This is a genomic window from Pseudoalteromonas sp. HL-AS2 (assembly GCF_031198805.1).
GTDB lineage: Bacteria > Pseudomonadota > Gammaproteobacteria > Enterobacterales > Alteromonadaceae > Pseudoalteromonas > Pseudoalteromonas nigrifaciens.
Genome location: NZ_CP133571.1, coordinates 1,008,269 through 1,024,793, shown reverse-complemented (window position 1 = coordinate 1,024,793; position 16,525 = coordinate 1,008,269). Strand labels below are relative to the sequence as shown.

At 39.3% G+C, this 16,525-nt stretch carries 15 protein-coding genes; 6 read left to right on the top strand and 9 right to left on the bottom strand.

Annotated elements, in window-relative coordinates; translation table 11 throughout:
* Positions 1 to 67: 67 nt before the first annotated feature.
* The 3 genes from RB215_RS04860 to RB215_RS04850 all read left to right on the top strand — a co-directional run bounded on the left by RB215_RS04860 (position 68) and on the right by RB215_RS04850 (position 2,348).
* Positions 68 to 583: a sigma-70 family RNA polymerase sigma factor gene (locus RB215_RS04860; RefSeq protein WP_372811878.1), complete on the top strand. Its 516-nt coding sequence runs from the start codon at positions 68 to 70 to the stop codon at positions 581 to 583.
* Positions 583 to 1,338: a DUF3379 domain-containing protein gene (locus tag RB215_RS04855; RefSeq protein ID WP_011327647.1), complete on the top strand. Its 756-nt coding sequence runs from the start codon at positions 583 to 585 to the stop codon at positions 1,336 to 1,338. The genes RB215_RS04860 and RB215_RS04855 overlap by 1 nt, the downstream gene beginning before the upstream one ends.
* Positions 1,339 to 1,496: 158 nt before the next feature.
* A complete protein-coding gene (locus RB215_RS04850; protein ID WP_309216965.1) occupies positions 1,497 to 2,348 on the top strand; it encodes a Tim44-like domain-containing protein in 852 nt (283 codons plus the stop codon).
* A gap of 272 nt (positions 2,349 to 2,620) precedes the next feature.
* Here the strand turns inward: RB215_RS04850 and RB215_RS04845 are convergent, their stop codons facing one another.
* The 4 genes from RB215_RS04845 to RB215_RS04830 all read right to left on the bottom strand — a co-directional run bounded on the left by RB215_RS04845 (position 2,621) and on the right by RB215_RS04830 (position 6,671).
* Positions 2,621 to 3,814 carry an amino acid aminotransferase gene (locus RB215_RS04845; RefSeq protein ID WP_011327645.1) on the bottom strand — a complete coding sequence of 398 codons (1,194 nt, stop codon included), beginning with the start codon at positions 3,812 to 3,814 and terminating at the stop codon, positions 2,621 to 2,623.
* 189 nt (positions 3,815 to 4,003) lie between these two features.
* Positions 4,004 to 4,663, bottom strand: a complete 660-nt coding sequence (locus tag RB215_RS04840) for a GAF domain-containing protein (protein ID WP_309216964.1) — start codon at positions 4,661 to 4,663, stop codon at positions 4,004 to 4,006.
* Positions 4,664 to 4,718: 55 nt separating this feature from the next.
* On the bottom strand, positions 4,719 to 6,365 hold the full coding sequence (locus RB215_RS04835; protein WP_309216963.1) for a fused response regulator/phosphatase: 1,647 nt from the start codon (positions 6,363 to 6,365) through the stop codon (positions 4,719 to 4,721).
* Positions 6,366 to 6,671, bottom strand: coding sequence for an STAS domain-containing protein (locus RB215_RS04830; RefSeq protein WP_011327642.1), 306 nt, complete (start codon positions 6,669 to 6,671; stop codon positions 6,366 to 6,368). It lies immediately after the preceding gene.
* A gap of 130 nt (positions 6,672 to 6,801) precedes the next feature.
* Here RB215_RS04830 and RB215_RS04825 point away from each other — a divergent pair, with 130 nt between their 5' ends.
* Complete coding sequence (locus RB215_RS04825; protein WP_089367934.1) at positions 6,802 to 7,131, top strand: stress response translation initiation inhibitor YciH; 330 nt, start codon at positions 6,802 to 6,804, stop codon at positions 7,129 to 7,131.
* 15 nt (positions 7,132 to 7,146) lie between these two features.
* Here RB215_RS04825 and RB215_RS04820 read toward each other — a convergent pair whose 3' ends face one another.
* Positions 7,147 to 10,155 carry an EAL domain-containing protein gene (locus tag RB215_RS04820; protein ID WP_309216962.1) on the bottom strand — a complete coding sequence of 1,003 codons (3,009 nt, stop codon included), beginning with the start codon at positions 10,153 to 10,155 and terminating at the stop codon, positions 7,147 to 7,149.
* A 439-nt stretch (positions 10,156 to 10,594) separates the two neighbouring features.
* Here RB215_RS04820 and RB215_RS04815 point away from each other — a divergent pair, with 439 nt between their 5' ends.
* Positions 10,595 to 11,755, top strand: a complete 1,161-nt coding sequence (locus tag RB215_RS04815; RefSeq protein WP_086997942.1) for a chorismate mutase — start codon at positions 10,595 to 10,597, stop codon at positions 11,753 to 11,755.
* Positions 11,756 to 11,810: 55 nt separating this feature from the next.
* On the opposite strand, the gene tyrA is transcribed toward RB215_RS04815, so the two are convergent.
* Positions 11,811 to 12,944, bottom strand: a complete 1,134-nt coding sequence (gene tyrA / locus RB215_RS04810) for a bifunctional chorismate mutase/prephenate dehydrogenase (RefSeq protein WP_089368941.1) — start codon at positions 12,942 to 12,944, stop codon at positions 11,811 to 11,813.
* 306 nt (positions 12,945 to 13,250) lie between these two features.
* Between tyrA and RB215_RS04805 the strand changes: the two genes are divergently transcribed.
* Positions 13,251 to 14,084 (top strand): mechanosensitive ion channel family protein, encoded by an 834-nt coding sequence (locus RB215_RS04805; RefSeq protein WP_011327637.1) that lies wholly within the window; start codon positions 13,251 to 13,253, stop codon positions 14,082 to 14,084.
* Positions 14,085 to 14,811: 727 nt separating this feature from the next.
* Here RB215_RS04805 and rplS read toward each other — a convergent pair.
* The 3 genes from rplS to rimM are packed head-to-tail and all read right to left on the bottom strand — an operon-like array spanning position 14,812 to position 16,508.
* A complete protein-coding gene (rplS, locus tag RB215_RS04800) occupies positions 14,812 to 15,171 on the bottom strand; it encodes a 50S ribosomal protein L19 (RefSeq protein WP_011327636.1) in 360 nt (119 codons plus the stop codon).
* A gap of 33 nt (positions 15,172 to 15,204) precedes the next feature.
* On the bottom strand, positions 15,205 to 15,972 hold the full coding sequence (gene trmD, locus RB215_RS04795; protein ID WP_309216961.1) for a tRNA (guanosine(37)-N1)-methyltransferase TrmD: 768 nt from the start codon (positions 15,970 to 15,972) through the stop codon (positions 15,205 to 15,207).
* Complete coding sequence (gene rimM, locus RB215_RS04790) at positions 15,972 to 16,508, bottom strand: ribosome maturation factor RimM (protein ID WP_011327634.1); 537 nt, start codon at positions 16,506 to 16,508, stop codon at positions 15,972 to 15,974. Before rimM ends, trmD begins: the two co-directional genes overlap by 1 nt.
* Positions 16,509 to 16,525: the final 17 nt, after the last annotated feature.

Here is a 16,525-nt window from a genome sequence, read left to right as displayed (position 1 = left end):
TAATATTTAACTAAAAAAAGAACTTATGTTTGGAAATAAAAAATCGAATAATCAGGTCTTAATTGATATGGCACAAAAGCAAAAGCGCTACGAAGCCTTGGTTCATGTTTACCATAAAGAGCTTTACCGCTTTGCCTATTGGTTATGCCGTGATCCACAAGTTGCCGATGACTTAGTACAAGAGACTTTTTTGCGTGCCTGGCGCTCGCTCGACTCTTTACTAGATCAAAAAGCAGCAAAGTCGTGGTTACTTACGATTTTACGTCGCGAAAACGCGCGACGATTTGAGCGCAAACAATTTGATTATAGCGATATAGAAGATGAATTATTGGTTGATGAAAGCAGCCACTCTTTAGACGATGAAATGGAGCAAACTGTTATTCAGCGCCAAATTGCACTCTTGCCTGATGAATACAAAGAGCCGTTATTACTGCAAGTAGTAATGGGCTGCTCAGGCGAAGAAATTGCAAATATACTCGATTTAAACAAAAACACGATAATGACACGTCTATACCGTGCTAGAAACCAACTTAAAGAGGCTTTAAGCCGTGATGATGAGCAACTTAAAGGGGCATCAAAATAATGGATGAGCTTGAGTTTCGTCGCCGCACTATTGCGCAGCCAAACGATATTGACAATGAGCTTACCGAGTTTGCTAAAGACAACTCAGAGCGACAACGTTTTATTAACGACATGAAAGATTTCGATAAATATTTACAAAGTGCAGCTAATGACGTTCCGGTACCTGAAAACCTAGCCGAGCGAATTCTTTTAAACACCTCTTTAAAAGAAAAAGCACAGCAACAAGCGCAAATACCGGCTAATAAAAACGTTATTGCATCGCGATCGCGCTTTAAGTTTGACCGAGTACATTTAGCCCTAGCCGCTTCGTTTGTTGTTACTATAAGTGCATTCTTTTTTAGTTCTGAGCAAAATACCTATGGCGCAGGTGAGCATGCTTTAGCCCACGTTTATCACGAAATAAATTCTCTCGATAAAACACAAGCAATTAGCCTGCAAAGCGTGAATGAAAAGCTCGCCTTACTTGGCGGACAATTAAGTGAGCTACCCGGTAAAATTACTTACGCTATGTTTTGTGACTTTAAAGGGGAGAAAGGCATACATTTAGTGTTTGAATCTGACTTTGGCCCTATGACGGTATTTATTGTGCCGACTAAAAATAAAGTGTTTGAAATGGGCTCTGATGACTTTCATGATGACAGATTTGAAGGCCATATTAATAGAGGCCAACAAGCCGATACCGTATTAATTGCCAGCTTAGGTGCACCGGTAAATATGTATAATGAACGTGTTTCTGGCGCTATTCGCTGGCTGTAACCTTGTAGCTTCTCGCACCGCTTAGACCTGCTAAGCGGTGTGCTTAATGTTTAGTAATTTATCCTGCCCCTTAAATATTACCAACCAGCCAACTGATTTTTAAAGTAAATAATATTTCTATAGGTATAATCGACACTTTATTTTATTTAAGGATTTTCATGAAGAATTTTGTCGTTATTTTATCTTTGTTGGCCTTGCTAATGACTGCAAGCTTTGATGCACAAGCACGTAAAAAGTTTGGTAGTAGCAAACGTGGTAAAACTCCAGCTACGCAACAAACCGCACAAAAGCAACAAACAGATACCAAGGCAGTTGCGCCTGCGGCAAAGCCAGCATCTAATAAAAAAGGCATTATGGCGGGTGTATTTGGTGGGCTGCTTGCTGGTGGCTTAATTGCTGCTATGTTAGGTGGTGATTTTGAAGGATTTCAGCTGTTAGAGATGATTTTACTTGCGGGTGCAGCCTTTATAATATTTAAACTTGTTCGTGGCTTTATGCGCGCAAGGCAGTCGCCTCAACTGGCCAGTGCTGGCATGTCACAAAATGCATTTAAACAAGCACCCATTGAGCATGAACAAACAACAAGTACAGGATTTGCTAATAATACTGCGCACAGCGACGATGTGCCTTTTAACTTACCCCCTGGCTTTGATACTAACGGCTTTTTACAAGGTGCTCGTGAGCATTACCACACACTACAAAATGCGTGGAACGAAGCTGATTATCACACTATGGCTGAGTATTTAAGCCCTGAATTAGTGGCCGAATTTAAAGCAGAGCGCGAAGCAATTACAAGCGTAGCTACTGAAGTGATGTTTATAGATGCAGAATTAGTACGCGCAGATACGCTGACTGACAAGTGGCAAGTAAGCGTACGCTTTAAAGGTAAGTATCGCGATTTAGCAGATAAACAAGAACAACCTGTTTTAGAAATTTGGCATTTAGAGCGTTTAACGCTTACTGATGCACCTTGGCTGATTGTTGGCGTTGAAGATTTAATAGACGCATAGGCTCTAAATACGAGGCAAAAATAAACCGCACTAACCTAAGGTTGTGCGGTTTTTTAGTTAAATAATTTAACTAACCTGAGCTCCGGATAATAAACTTATCTTAAGCAGCTGTTTTCAGCGCTAACTGCGTTGAATTTACTTGCAATAGGCCAGCTATTGACGCGTAAATTCGCCTTGTTTTCACTGAAAACCTCTGGCTAGAGAAAATAAAATTAAATATAACGATGATTCAATATGTTAGTAAATCTCTTAACCAGAGTTCAGGTTAACTATTATGATTTACATACGTCGGCAACTGCATTTGCAAAGTATTCAATATTTGCATCACTCACGCCCGCTACGTTTACACGACTTGAGCCAACAATATAAATGCCGTACTCTTTTTGTAGGCGAGTAATTTGCTCTTTATTAATTCCTAAGAAAGAAAACATACCGTGCTGACGCTCAATAAACGAGAAGTCTTGCGCTATGTCTTTAGTCGCTAGTGTTTCTTTAATTTGTGTACGTAAACCATTTATACGGCTACGCATTTCATCAAGCTCTTGATGCCACATTTGCGTAAGCTCAGTGCTGCTTAAAATTGTATTTACAATGTCGGCACCATGCGCTGGCGGCATTGAATAAATACTACGTACAACACTAAGTAATACTGAGTTTGAAATATCAGCAGTTGCGCTGTCTTTTGCAATTAGTGAACACGCACCAATACGTTCGCGGTAAAGACCAAAGTTTTTAGAACATGAAGAACAAATAATTAACTCTTCAACTGCGTCAGCTAAAATACGCAAGCCACGTGCATCTTCTTCTAGTGAAGAGCCAAAACCTTGGTATGCAATATCAACAAGCGGCGTAAAGCCCACTTCTTTTGCAAGCTCAGCAACTACCTTCCACTGTGCTTCGTTTAAATCCATACCACTTGGGTTATGGCAACACGCATGTAGTAAAACCACATCGCCTTTAGGCACTTGCTTAAGCGTGTTGATCATCTCATCAAATAGTAAATCTTTATTTTCGTAATCGTAATAAGGGTATTCTTTTACTGTTAAGCCCGCTGCTTCAAATAAGCTAATATGATTAGCCCATGTTGGCGTAGTTACCCACACTGTTGCTTTTGGATTACAACGCATAATAAATTCAGCAGCAACACGTAATGCCCCAGTACCACCTGGCGCTTGCGCCGTACGTACACGGTTAGCTAGTAATGTTTTGTGCTCACCTAATAGTAAGCTTTCCATTTTTTGACAGTAATCTAAATTACCCGCTAAACCAATATAAGATTTGCTGGTTTCATTTTCTAAACGAAACGCTTCTGCTTTTTTTACCGCTTTAAGTACCGGTGTATTGCCTAGCTCATCTTTATAGACACCCACACCTAAATCAATTTTATTAGGGTTAGTATCTTGCTTATAGGCCGCCATAAGGCCAAGAATAGGATCTGTGGGTAATGGTTTTAATACTGAGAACATTGACTATCTCTTATCATTATTTAGGGGGTTGGTGTGAGCTTAAGCTTATCATAAAAACACGCTAGGTTGACTAGTGTTATTGGTACAAAAAAGTGAGGAATTTTAATACAGCATGCCATTAATACAGTTAATACCTTGTGCATGCAAAAAATCATTATTAAAAACCTCAACATAGTCTATTTTTGTTATTTAAACTAAAAATTGAGGAATTTTAATACAGCATGCAATTAGGACTGCGAGTACTTTTTCATCAAAAAAATCATTATGAAACGCCTCAGCATCAATAATTCCTACGCATTCACCACTCCTATTAAATAAAGGTAAGCACACCTCAGACTTAACCTTTGGGTCGCAAGTATAATACTCCCCTCCTTGGCTTAAGTATTGCTCAACATTATTAATAATACGGCCCGTTTTAGAGAGCGCAACTTGCACGTTGTTACTGCCCGCGGCAAAATCGGCTGTAAGCGGAAAAAGTGGCCTACTTGGCGCGCCATGATAAGCTAACTTTAAAAGCTGTTTACCCTGTGCAGTATCGTGAGTTTGATAAATACCATACCAATCAACCCCAGTTTGCTGCTGTATGTAGTTTACAATAGCCTGTAAGTTAGCAAACTTAGTGTGCGTTTGCTCATTGTTAGTTACGTAAGTAGTTAACTTAAACGGTTCATCTTGCAGATAACCAAATAAACTACATGCTCCGCCCTCACCTAGCTGTGGAATTTGATACTGCCAGCGAACTTCAGGCAAGCTAATGCTTACAAGTGCTTGCTCAAGCGCTGTTAGCTCTGCTGAAATTAAACGGGTGTCAGCACTGAGTTGTGCTTGTTGTAAATAGGAATTAATCATTTGGCCATCCATACTTCTATAATGTGCAAATGTTAGCATGGATTTTTTTACAGTGCTAGCTCAACTTATAACACATTTCAACTTGGTTCCCGCTGCTGTTATAAGTCACTCTCTGTGCTATTTCGTCAAGCAGTGACAGCCCGCGGCCAAACTCAGCTGCGTCATTAAACAGGGTATCTTGCTGGTGAGTGTACCCGCAGCCGCTGTCGCAAATAATAAAGTATAAGCTCAAACTATCAGGGCAGTAACTTACATCTATAGAGAGTTTTGCATTACTAAGTTCTGCAAGTTTTTTTGCGCGCAATTCATAATATTTAAAAAAGCCATCATCTTGAGTTTTTAATTGTGAGTCTAATTTAAGTACACCATGATCAAGCGCATTATTGTATGCCTCCGATAGGAGTAAAAATATATTCGCTCTATGTGCTTTTAAGCCACTAATACTGCTGAGCATATTTACTAAATCATAAACCGGATCGGTGTTTTTTATTTGCTTCGAATCTAAACTCAATGACATATTAAACGCTAATTTAGAAAATGCCTCTCTGGGTTCCGGCTTTACACTTAGTGGTAAACAATTGAGTAACACTATGCTTATATCGTCTTGTTGTTTAGTACCATCAGCAAACTGACTTACGCTATTAACGATGTTTTCGCTGCTGATCATCGGGTTCATTTTTAAGGTTTCGATAAAGCGTTGTTCACTAAAAAAAACACCTTGTTTATTCGTTGTTTCGATTATGCCATCGGTTGCAAGTACAAGCCGTGTTTGCTCATTTACTTCAAAGTGAATAACCTCATGTTCAAACTCTTGATTGTTTAATATACCCAATGCCATATGTTGCGATTCGAGCGTTTTTTTAAGGTTACCTTGCTTATCTATTAAGTAAGTATCGGGAAGTCCGCCTAGCCATGCCGATATACTTTTACCAGATACACTTAGCTCTATAATAGTTGCAGCGCAAAACATATGTCCGGGCAGTAAATTGTATAATAATAAGTTTAATTCGCGGGCAATGTCGTGTAACGCCATACCTTTTTTAACCATAGTGTAAAACACACGCGATGCAGGTAAAGCGCCTATTGCCGCCGCTAAACCATGACCGGTAAAATCACCCAACATGCAATATAAATTACCTATAGGACTTTGCGCGACTAAAAACATATCGCCGTTAAACATGGTGGCAGGCGATAAATTAAAATCGAGGTGGGTTTTAAATTGATCTTGATTTTCGAGGGAGTTATTAAAAATATGCTCAATAATTTCATACTCTCGCTCACGCTGATTTTGATGCTCCTCAAGTAATATTTTTTGCTGGTTAGCCTTTTTACTTAATTCACGGGTCCTGCAGTGGGCTTTAATTTTGGCGTGTAAAATTACTTTTTCGAACGGCTTTTGAATAAAGTCATCACCGCCAACCGCTAAACAACGCTCAAAGCTGGCGTGATCATCCAGTGCCGTAATAAAAATAATAGGTAAATGAATATCGTTAAAGCGTTGTTTTATTATTTTTGCCGTTTCAAAGCCATCCATAATAGGCATTACTACATCAAGTAGCACAATATCAATTGGGGTTTGCGCGAGTATCTTTAGAGCGGCAACACCATTATACGCCAAAGAAACTGTATAGCCTTCTTGTGTTAATAGCCTTTGCAGTAATATTCGGTTAAGGGCTTGATCATCAACAACTAAAATATGCATTTAGTTAATATCAAACTTCTTATCAAACCGAGATATTTGTAATATTTTTTTTAATTGTGGTTGGCAGTTGCTGATCTCAAATTTATTGACCTGTGTATCTATGCTTTTTTGCATATTTAGCAGCATACCTAATGCTGAGCTGTCCATGTAATCGGTTTCCCTTAGGTCGATAATTACTTTAGTAATGCTTTTGTCTATTTGCGCATACGCTTGGCGAAAAGATTGCACTAAATTAAAGTCAAACTTACCCTTTATATGTATTGTTAACGTAGCTGCATCGGCCGATATACTTTTAGTTAAACTCATATTATGTCCTATTAATATTCTTTGAATCAAATATAACTGTTTAAAACTAATTAGCAAAAATAAAAACATCAATACACAAATTTGCTATTATTTACGCCATTGTTTGATTCAATTTTTGTATAGGTTAATGATGAGCGATAGTCACTTAGTATATTCAACACAAACGGGGCGAATAGAGCAACCAAAACCAGAGAAAGAAGTTGCAGGTAAACTATTTAAAGACGGGTTTGTGCGTATTGAGCGCCAAACAAAAGGACGCAAAGGCAAAGGCGTTATGCTGGTAGTTGGAGTCGATCCTAAAGAGCATGATTTAAAAAAATTAGCTAAAGCACTTAAAAGTAAAATGGGCCAAGGCGGCGCAGTAAAAGACGGTCTTATTGAAGTACAAGGTGATGATCGCGATAAACTAAAAGCTATTTTAGAAAGCTTAACCTTTAAAGTAAAAATTGCGGGTGGTTAAACCCGCATTTTAATTTTATTTTTCGTCCTTCGCCATTTGCTCCAATCGTTCAAAAAGCGTGGGTAAATCGCGCTCTGCAATTGGCGGGCTAAAGTAATACCCTTGCACTATAAAGCAATTGTTATTTTTCAAAAACTCTACTTGCTCAACGGTTTCTACCCCTTCGGCAACCACATCGAGTTTTAGCTTTTGCGCCATGGCTATAATTGCCGCTGTTATTGCCATATCATTATTATCACCTGGAATATCTTTTATAAATGAGCGATCAATTTTAAGAATATCCACCGGAAAACGTTTCAAGTAACTTAATGAAGAGTAACCAGTACCAAAGTCATCTATAGAAATAGAAACCCCGAGTCCCTTTAATTCATGTAGTTGTGCTATAGCAGCTTCTACATTGCCCATCAGCATACTTTCGGTTAATTCTAAATGTAGGCTTTTAGCCGACACCTGTGTACTGGCTATTATTTTTTTCAGTGTAGGTAATAAACTGGCATCTTTAAACTGTCTGGCCGATAAGTTAATCGCAATATTACTCGCTCTACCTTGGCGCTCTAACTTAACTGCAAAATTACATGCTTGGTGTAATACCCACTCTCCCAGTTCAACAATTAAACCGGTAGCTTCTGCAATAGGTATAAATTTAGTGGGTGCAATCGCCCCTTCTGTTGGATGAAACCAGCGTAACAATGCTTCGTAACCCATTACAAGCTGAGTGCGGCTATCAATCTGCGGCTGATAATAAACCGTGAGTTGTTTATCTTTTATAGCTTGGCGTAGCTCGTTTTCAATAAACAAGCGTTCATTTGCAGCAGTATTGAGCTCTTGGCTATAAAAATGAAAGGTGTTACGCCCTTTTGCTTTTGCTTCATACATGGCTAAGTCGGCATGCTTTAACAGTTGGTCTTCTTCTTGGCTGTCGTATGGGGCCATAGTAATGCCTATACTGGCACTAATAATAACTTCGTTACTGCCAAGTTGAATAGGCTCATTGAGGGTTTTTTGAATCGTATTTGCCACTTGAGTTGCATGCTCTTGATGCTCAATGCCACTGAGTAATATAGCAAACTCATCACCGCCTAAACGCGCAATAGTATCCTCGGCTCTTAGGCGTTGCTTTAATCTATTTGCAACTTCAACGAGTAATTGATCGCCTGCATTATGGCCTAAGGTATCGTTAATACGTTTAAATTCATCTAAATCAAAATAAAACAATGCAAAGGCATAATGCCCGCATTCAGCGAGCGCCATCGATTTACGCAGCTGCATTCTAAAAAATGTTCGATTAGCAAGTCCTGTTAAAGTATCAAAATAAGCAAGCTGTTCCATTTTACGCTGGCTTTCTTTAACAAACGAAATATCCTGCGCAGAGGCTACGTAACTGGTAATTGTTCCGTCATCTTCGCGAATAGGTGAAATACTTAAAGAAACCCAAATAGGCGCTTTATTATTGCTTTCAATTAAGGTGTCGCCACGCCAACAATTACGACTGCGTAAATCAACATCTATATCATCAATTAATATAGCCATTTCGCTTGCAATAATACTTAATAAAGGCGCTCTATTAAAATGTTCCTCTGAAAAGCTGGTCATTTCAAGCATTTTAGGGTTTACGTATTCAATGACAAAGTTTTTATCGGTGATCACCACACCAGTACCAGAAAACGCCACGGCTTTGGATAGTCGCCTGGCTGCTTTTTCTGCAATTTCTTTTTCAATAATACGCTGGTTAAGCCCATCTATTAGCTTTCTAATTTCAATGGTCATGTCTTTAAATGAGCCGTAGAGAGTGCCTATTTCATCTTTGTTTTCTTTTGGAAATTCTATTTGTAACTGGCCTTGACCAAAGTTTGTAACGGCATAAACCAAAGAATGTATACGCCTAAGTACTAGCTGATAAAGTGCTTGATGTAAGAGTAAGGCGACTAAAATGGCATAGAGTATAAATAGCCCAAAAAACTTCATCTTTAAATCTGCTAATGCTGAGAATGTTGAAGAACGTTTTTTATATACCCCTACATACCAATCTAAGCCATCTATTTTATGAATATTAATAATATGCGCTTCATTATTTAATTTGAATGAGTCGGCATATTCAGACCGTTGTATTTTAATCGCATCATCTACAATTACTTGTAATGTAGGATCAATAAAGTCCTCAGGGAGTAGTTTTTTACCTGCTTTACCATATTGTGCATAACTTGATTGGGTTAAATTGGGGTGCGCTAATAACTGCCCTTGGCTGTCAAATACCACTAACTGTTTTTCTTTTCCGCCAATTGGCAATTGCGATATTAATGTTTTTAGCGCGATGTCACTGCCAGTAACACCTAAAAACTCACCCTGTTTATAAATAGGAACCGTTAAGCTAATAGCCCATTTATGCCATATAGTATCGTAATAAACTTTAGACCAAACAGGCCTATGTTGAGGATTAGTAAGCGCCTTAGCGTAATTAAAGCGCGTACTTTGTGTAAATGTATAATTAGCTGGCGCATTTAAAGCCTCGTTAGGCGGCGCTATGCGAATAAAGTTATCTTTAGTAATAAGGTAAAAATTAAAAAAATCTTGAGTCAGTGTTGGCGATACAATTTTCCAGAGCGTTTCAGAGTCTGATATTAATTGTTTATAAAAAGGTGAATAGCTAGTTTGTGGGATAAATGCAGCCGAAAGCCCATCAGTAGAGGCACTGCGTATCGTACCGTCATTATTTAATTGCAGTGTATTTACTTTATTACTTATTAACGATGACTGATCACTAAATAGCTGCTCACCCACGACTATATTTGCTTGCTGAGCAACTTTAATTTTAGTGTTTAGTAAGTTTTTGAATTGTTTTATAAGTAATTCGTTAGATTCTTTTAATACTTCATGCTCTTCAAAAACCAGTTGTTTTTCTTCAGATTTGAGCATTAACGCGGCCGCACACACTCCAGCAATTAAACATATTGCAGAAATCAACAATGACAACTTGACGCTAAGTGAGTTTATCCCGAAACGAGATGGGGGGCGTCGATACACCACAGGCTAACCTTTTTATTATTAATAATTATTATTATTTGAACCAGTAATTGAAATATACCAGATCCAAGATCATATTTATAAATTATTTGTAAACTATATAAAAAAAACAAAGGGAACAAGACAAATTTATGCAACAATCACGGCCTATTACAAGTAAATCCAACACAGTTAACCTTGAAAATAGCCACTAGTGATAGATTTATTTTTCAGAGCTTAAGTTATTTAACAAAAGCGCTGTTGACATTAACAGTAACTCTCCATACATTATCAGCATGAACATTACTTACGCAGTTACTTTTTTTTCGTTTTTTAGCTTCTTTATATAGAAGAGGCTGAACTGTTTGTGAGATAAAATCAATCGAATAGCAAAGCCTCCCAACCGGGAGGCTTTTTTGTTTTTGCTGTATGAACAGCATACTTTTGGAATGAGGAAAGCCAAATGAGCAATGATGTACTAAATACACTTCGACACGATATAAATGAGATAGATTCTGATTTACTGGTTTTACTAGCCAAACGACGTCGTATTAGCCATGGTGTGGTGGAATATAAAATAGCGAACAATAAACCGATTCGTGATGAAGCCCGTGAATTAGCACTTCTAGAAAAGCTGATAGGTTATGGGAAATCGTTAGGGTTAGACGCCTATTACGTAAATAATGTTTTTCAAACTATTTTAGAAGACTCTGTATTGCATCAACAAGCTATGCTGCAAAAAAACCTTAACCCAGATGCGTTAAGCGAAACCCATCGTGTTACGTATTTAGGTGGGCAAGGCTCATACAGCCAGTTGGCCTGTCATAAATACTTTAGCCGTCGCCCAGGTAAGTTAGTTGAAATAGGCTGTAGCTCATTTGACGAAATTACCGGTAAAGTAGAAAACGGCCAAGCCGATTTTGGTTTGCTGCCTATTGAAAACACCAGTTCAGGCAGTATCAACGAAGTATTTGATTTACTACAACATGCACAAGTGTCTATTGTTGGTGAAGTAACGCACAGTGTTGAACATTGTTTACTTGCCAACCCAGATACTGAGCTTAGCCAACTTACAAAAATATTTGCTCACCCGCAACCGTTTGCTCAATGTAGCCGCTTTTTACAAGGCCTTGGTGAGCTGCAACACGAAACCTGCGACTCAACTTCAAGTGCCCTGCAATCAGCACTAAATACGCCAAATAGTGCCGCTATTGGCTCTGCCCAAGCAGGTAAAAATGTAGGCCTAGAAGTGATTAAATCTAACTTAGCAAACCAAAGCGAAAACCACAGCCGCTTTATTGTTGTAGCGCGTAAGCCATTACAGGTATCAAAGCAAATACCCACTAAAACCAGTTTAATTATGGCCACTAAACAGCAGGCTGGTTCACTTGCCGATGCATTAATGATTTTTAAACAACATAAAATTAATTTGGTTAAGTTAGAGTCTCGCCCTATGCCGGGTAACCCATGGGAAGAAGTATTTTACGTCGACTTAGAAGCGAACCTTGCCGACAGCCAAGTAAAAAATGCATTAGAGGAGCTAAAAGAATACACTCAGTATGTACGTATTTTAGGCTGCTATCAAAGCGAAACGCTCCAAGCTGTGAGTGTAAATACGCAATAACGCACAGCTTATAATGTAAAAAGGGCTTAATTAAGCCCTTTTTTGTTTTTCTGTTTTAATCTAGCACTTTTGCGTCATTCGCTTTATTTAACAGGCTGCGACTTTGGGTTAAAAAGTGCGCTGTCGAATCTGAAAAATAAGCTTTTGCATCAGCAAAGGCATCAATAAGCGCGGGCTTATCTCCTGCTTTTAACTTTTTAAGTGTGTCTGCAAAAGTCTGTTGATACTGCGCCAGTAAGCTCTCTACGTTATCAAATTGCGCTAACATAATATCTGAATATAACTCTGGCGATTGCGCAAATAAGCGCCCAACCATCATTAACTCTAATTGATAGATAGGTGATGAACAGCTACGTAACTCCGCTAATGTATGGCTTTGTTTTGCTAAAAACTGCCCATATACAAAGGTGGTTAAATGGCGCATTACCTGAATTATTTGCATTGCTTCGTCATGTTTTTTCGCATCAAGTTCAACTAGCTGGCAACCCCACACTTGCAACTGTGCTAACAAGCCCTGTGCAACATCGTGGTCACGCCCTTCACACACCACCACTGTTTGCTTAACCCAGTGCGAAATATCTGGGCCAAACATAGGGTGCAGCCCTACAACTGGGCCGCTATGCGCTGCTTTTAGTGCTTTAATTGGCGCTTGCTTAACCGATGTTATATCTACCAATAAACAGCCTTCATCTAACTTAGGTAGTTCAGCAACTACAGTTTCTAACGCATTAATAGGTACACTTAATAGTACTAATTTAGCGCCTTTTAAAATTGCTGCAGCGTTTGCTTGATCTTGCTTATCAAGGGTTTTCACTTCATAACCAGAGCGCTGAAATTGCTTAGCAAATAATTGCCCCATAGCACCTTGCCCACCCACAATAACAATAGGTGATAAATGCGGTGCAGCACATGCAAGTTTAGCTTGCTGATTCTGATACGCTTCGCGCATCATACGCCTAAGAATATCTTCAACTAACTCTGGGCTTACTCCCTGATTAATTGCTTCTTGGCGCCTTGCAGCTAATAAATCAGCTTCACGATCGGGTGCATGAAGTGGCGCACCAGTTTGCTGCTTTATTGCGCCAATTTTTTGAGTAAGCGAATTACGCCTTGCCAGCAGTGCCACCAACTGTGTATCACACTCATCAATACCCACTCTTAACTGTGCTAAATCATTTATATCCGCCACTTGCATACCACCTTAAAAAGCAAAAACGCCAACTTAAGTTTACATTAAAGTAAACTAATCAATACGATAAATACTAACAGGATCAATAGCCTGATAAAAGACTAAATAAGTAAAAGGTTAAATTGAAAAACAATACTTTGAGAAGCAACGAATACCTTTAAAGTAAATATTAATTATTTACCCTAAAAGCCGCAGTCAATAAAAGTAAATTAGCAAGCTAAAAAGCCTGCATTTGTTGCATAGTAGAGTTATCACGTTTATTCTTATATTATTCATATAGTAATTAAAATAAACAGGATCCATAAAATGGAAGAAGTTTTAGGAACAGATGTAGACGCTTCACAATTAATAGACCAAGCCATATCACTCGTTATGACTTACGCACCAAAATTTGTGCTCGCTATTATTACTTTACTGGTTGGCCTATGGCTGATCAACCGCTTTGTTAAGGTTTTAGATAATAGACTAGGCAAAAAAGATCCAACACTAAACAAGTTTTTATGTGGCTTAATTAGCGCTGTAGTGAAAATTATGCTGCTTATTTCGGTGGCCTCTATGGTAGGTATCGAAACCACCTCGTTCATCGCGGTGATTGGTGCTGCAGGCCTGGCAATAGGTCTTGCACTGCAAGGCAGTCTAGCTAATTTTGCTGGCGGTGTGCTGTTGCTAATTTTTAAACCGTTCAAGGTTGGCGATACTATCGAAGCACAGGGCTTTATGGGCGCAGTCGTCGAAATTCAAATTTTATACACAGTAGTAGATACCTTCGATAACCGCCGCATTGTTATTCCAAACGGTAGCCTATCGAATGCGACACTAGTGAACGTAAGTATTTATGACAAACGCCGCTGTGATATGACCTTTGGAATTTCGTATAACGACGACATAGATACGGCAAAAGCTATCTTAAAACGCCTGTTTGAAGAAGACGAGCGCTCTTTAACAGATCCGGCACCACGTATTTGTGTTGCCAGCCTTGGCGATAACTCAGTTAATTTAATGTTTCGCGCTTGGGTTGCAACAGGTGACTTATGGCCTTACTACTGGGATATGCAAGAAAAAGTGAAAAAAGCGTTTGATAAAGAAGGTATTTCTATTCCTTTCCCACAACGCGATGTACATATTCATAACGTTAAGTAATTTGTATTGTGCATAGGTTCAACTAGCCTAATAACTTAGTCGCGGTAAGGTCGTATAAAGCGCCCTTACCGCAATCCTTACTGCCCATCCAATACCCCTTCAAGTTATACCTAGTTACACTTGGCTCCACTTTTTGAGCTATTTTCATCACCCTACTTACTTAAATAACCTGAGCTCCGGATAATAAACTTATCTCAAGCAGCTATTTTCAGCGCTAACTGCGTTGAATTTTCTTGCAAAAGGCCAGCTATTGACGCGTAAATTCGCCTTGTTTTCACTGAAAACCTCTGGCTAGAGAAAATAAAATTAAATATAACTATGATTCAATACGTTAGTAAATCTCTTAACCAGAGTTCAAGGTTAAATACTATAATTCATCTGCCAAATTTTTATTTTCTGTGCTTTATTTGGCTTAGGTATATTTAGCTTAAGTTTTGCTTGAGCAAAGTTATGCTCATACTGGCGTTAATTGGGTTATTACGTATTCTGCGGGTAAGTTGAAAAGGTGTTTAAAACACATATTGATAAAAATTTATCGAGGTGCACTTTGTGTTTAGCAATAAAGGAAGCCTAACTATACTGGTGAATATTACGACAGTGCGACTCCTAGTCCGACAGCTGTGGTTTAAGCTTTAGTATTTAGCCTGAAATTTTATGTTATAGAAACCAAAACGGGTTGCAACCCGAAGGATGCAACCCGTTTTTTTGCGTTGATAAACAGCGCGTATTAGTTAAGTTTTTCTCTAATACGTGCAGATTTACCAGAACGCTCACGTAGATAGTAAAGCTTAGCACGACGAACTGCACCGCGACGCTTAACTGTTACGCTATCAATAAGAGGGCTGTGCGTTTGGAATACACGCTCAACGCCTTCACCGTTCGAAATTTTACGAACTGTGAATGCTGAGTGAAGACCACGATTACGCTTAGCGATTACAACACCTTCAAAGGCCTGTAGACGCTCTTTAGCACCTTCTTTTACTTTTACCTGTACAACTACTGTATCACCAGCGCCGAATGCAGGTACGTCTGTTTTAAGCTGCTCATCTTCAAGCGCTTTAATAATATTTTGGTTTACTTTTGCCATTATGTTTCTCACTTTCCTAGGTGTAACTGTCTTCTAGCCACAAGCTTTTTGGTACTCTTGCTGAAATTTCGCGAGTAATACCGCTTGCTCCTCAGTCAGAGCTAGGTTATGCAACAAGTCAGGACGGCGTAGCCAAGTTCTGCCTAATGACTGCATAAGCCGCCATTTTGCTATCTCTTGGTGGTTTCCGCTGAGCAATACAGCAGGCACCTGTTTGTCGTCCAATGTTTCTGGCCGTGTATAGTGAGGACAATCTAACAAGCCATCCGAAAATGAGTCTTGCTCTGCTGATTGGTTATGACCTAATACGCCAGGCACTAATCGCGCTACTGCGTCAATTAATGTCATAGCTGGTAGTTCACCACCACTCAAAATAAAATCACCAATTGACCATTCTTCGTCAACGTATGACTCTATTATTCTCTCATCTATACCTTCATAGCGACCGGCAATCAAAATCAGTTTTTTAGAGCTTGCGAGTTCGCTAGCTCCTTGCTGATCTAGTTTGCGCCCTTGTGGGGACATATAAATTACTTTAGCACCATCACCTGCAGCTTTTTTAGCCTCGGCAATCGCTTTTTTTAATGGCTCAACCATCATTAACATACCTGGTCCGCCCCCGTAAGGACGATCGTCCACGGTTCTATGCTTATCTAAAGCGTAGTCTCGCGGATTCCAGCATTTAAAATCAATTAAGCCACTTTTTACTGCGCGACCGGTAACACCCTGGTCTGTAATAGCGTCAAACATGTCAGGAAAAAGGCTTATCACCCCTACCCATAATGAACTCGTTTGCGTCATTAAAACCCTGGATCCCAGTCTACGGTAATTTCTCTTGCGTCGTGTTTAACTTCGATAATAACTGTATCAGTTAAAAACGGAATTAAACGCTCAGCTTGACCAAATGCGTCTTTACTGTTTGCTTTAACAACCAGTACGTCATTTGACCCTGTCTCCATTAGGTCATCAACAATGCCTAAATCGTAACCTTTATCAGTTACAACCGACATGCCAATGAGATCTCGCCAATAGAACTCACCTTGCGGGAGTTCTGGTAATTGCGCTGAATCCATTGAGATTTCTGCGTGGGTATAAGCCACTGCTTCGTCTCGATCGTTTACTTGCGCAAATTTAGCGATAAAGCCTTTGTTGTGGCGACGCCAGTCGACCACTTCTAAGGTCTGCCATTTACCTTGCTGCCCTATCAACCACGGGCTGAAATCGAAGATCCCTGCGGGATCATCAGTAAATGAATGTACCTTAAGCCAGCCCTTTATACCATACGGGGCACCGAGCTTTCCTACGACAATTATTGATGAGGTGTTCTCTTGACTCATGGTTACACTTACGCCTA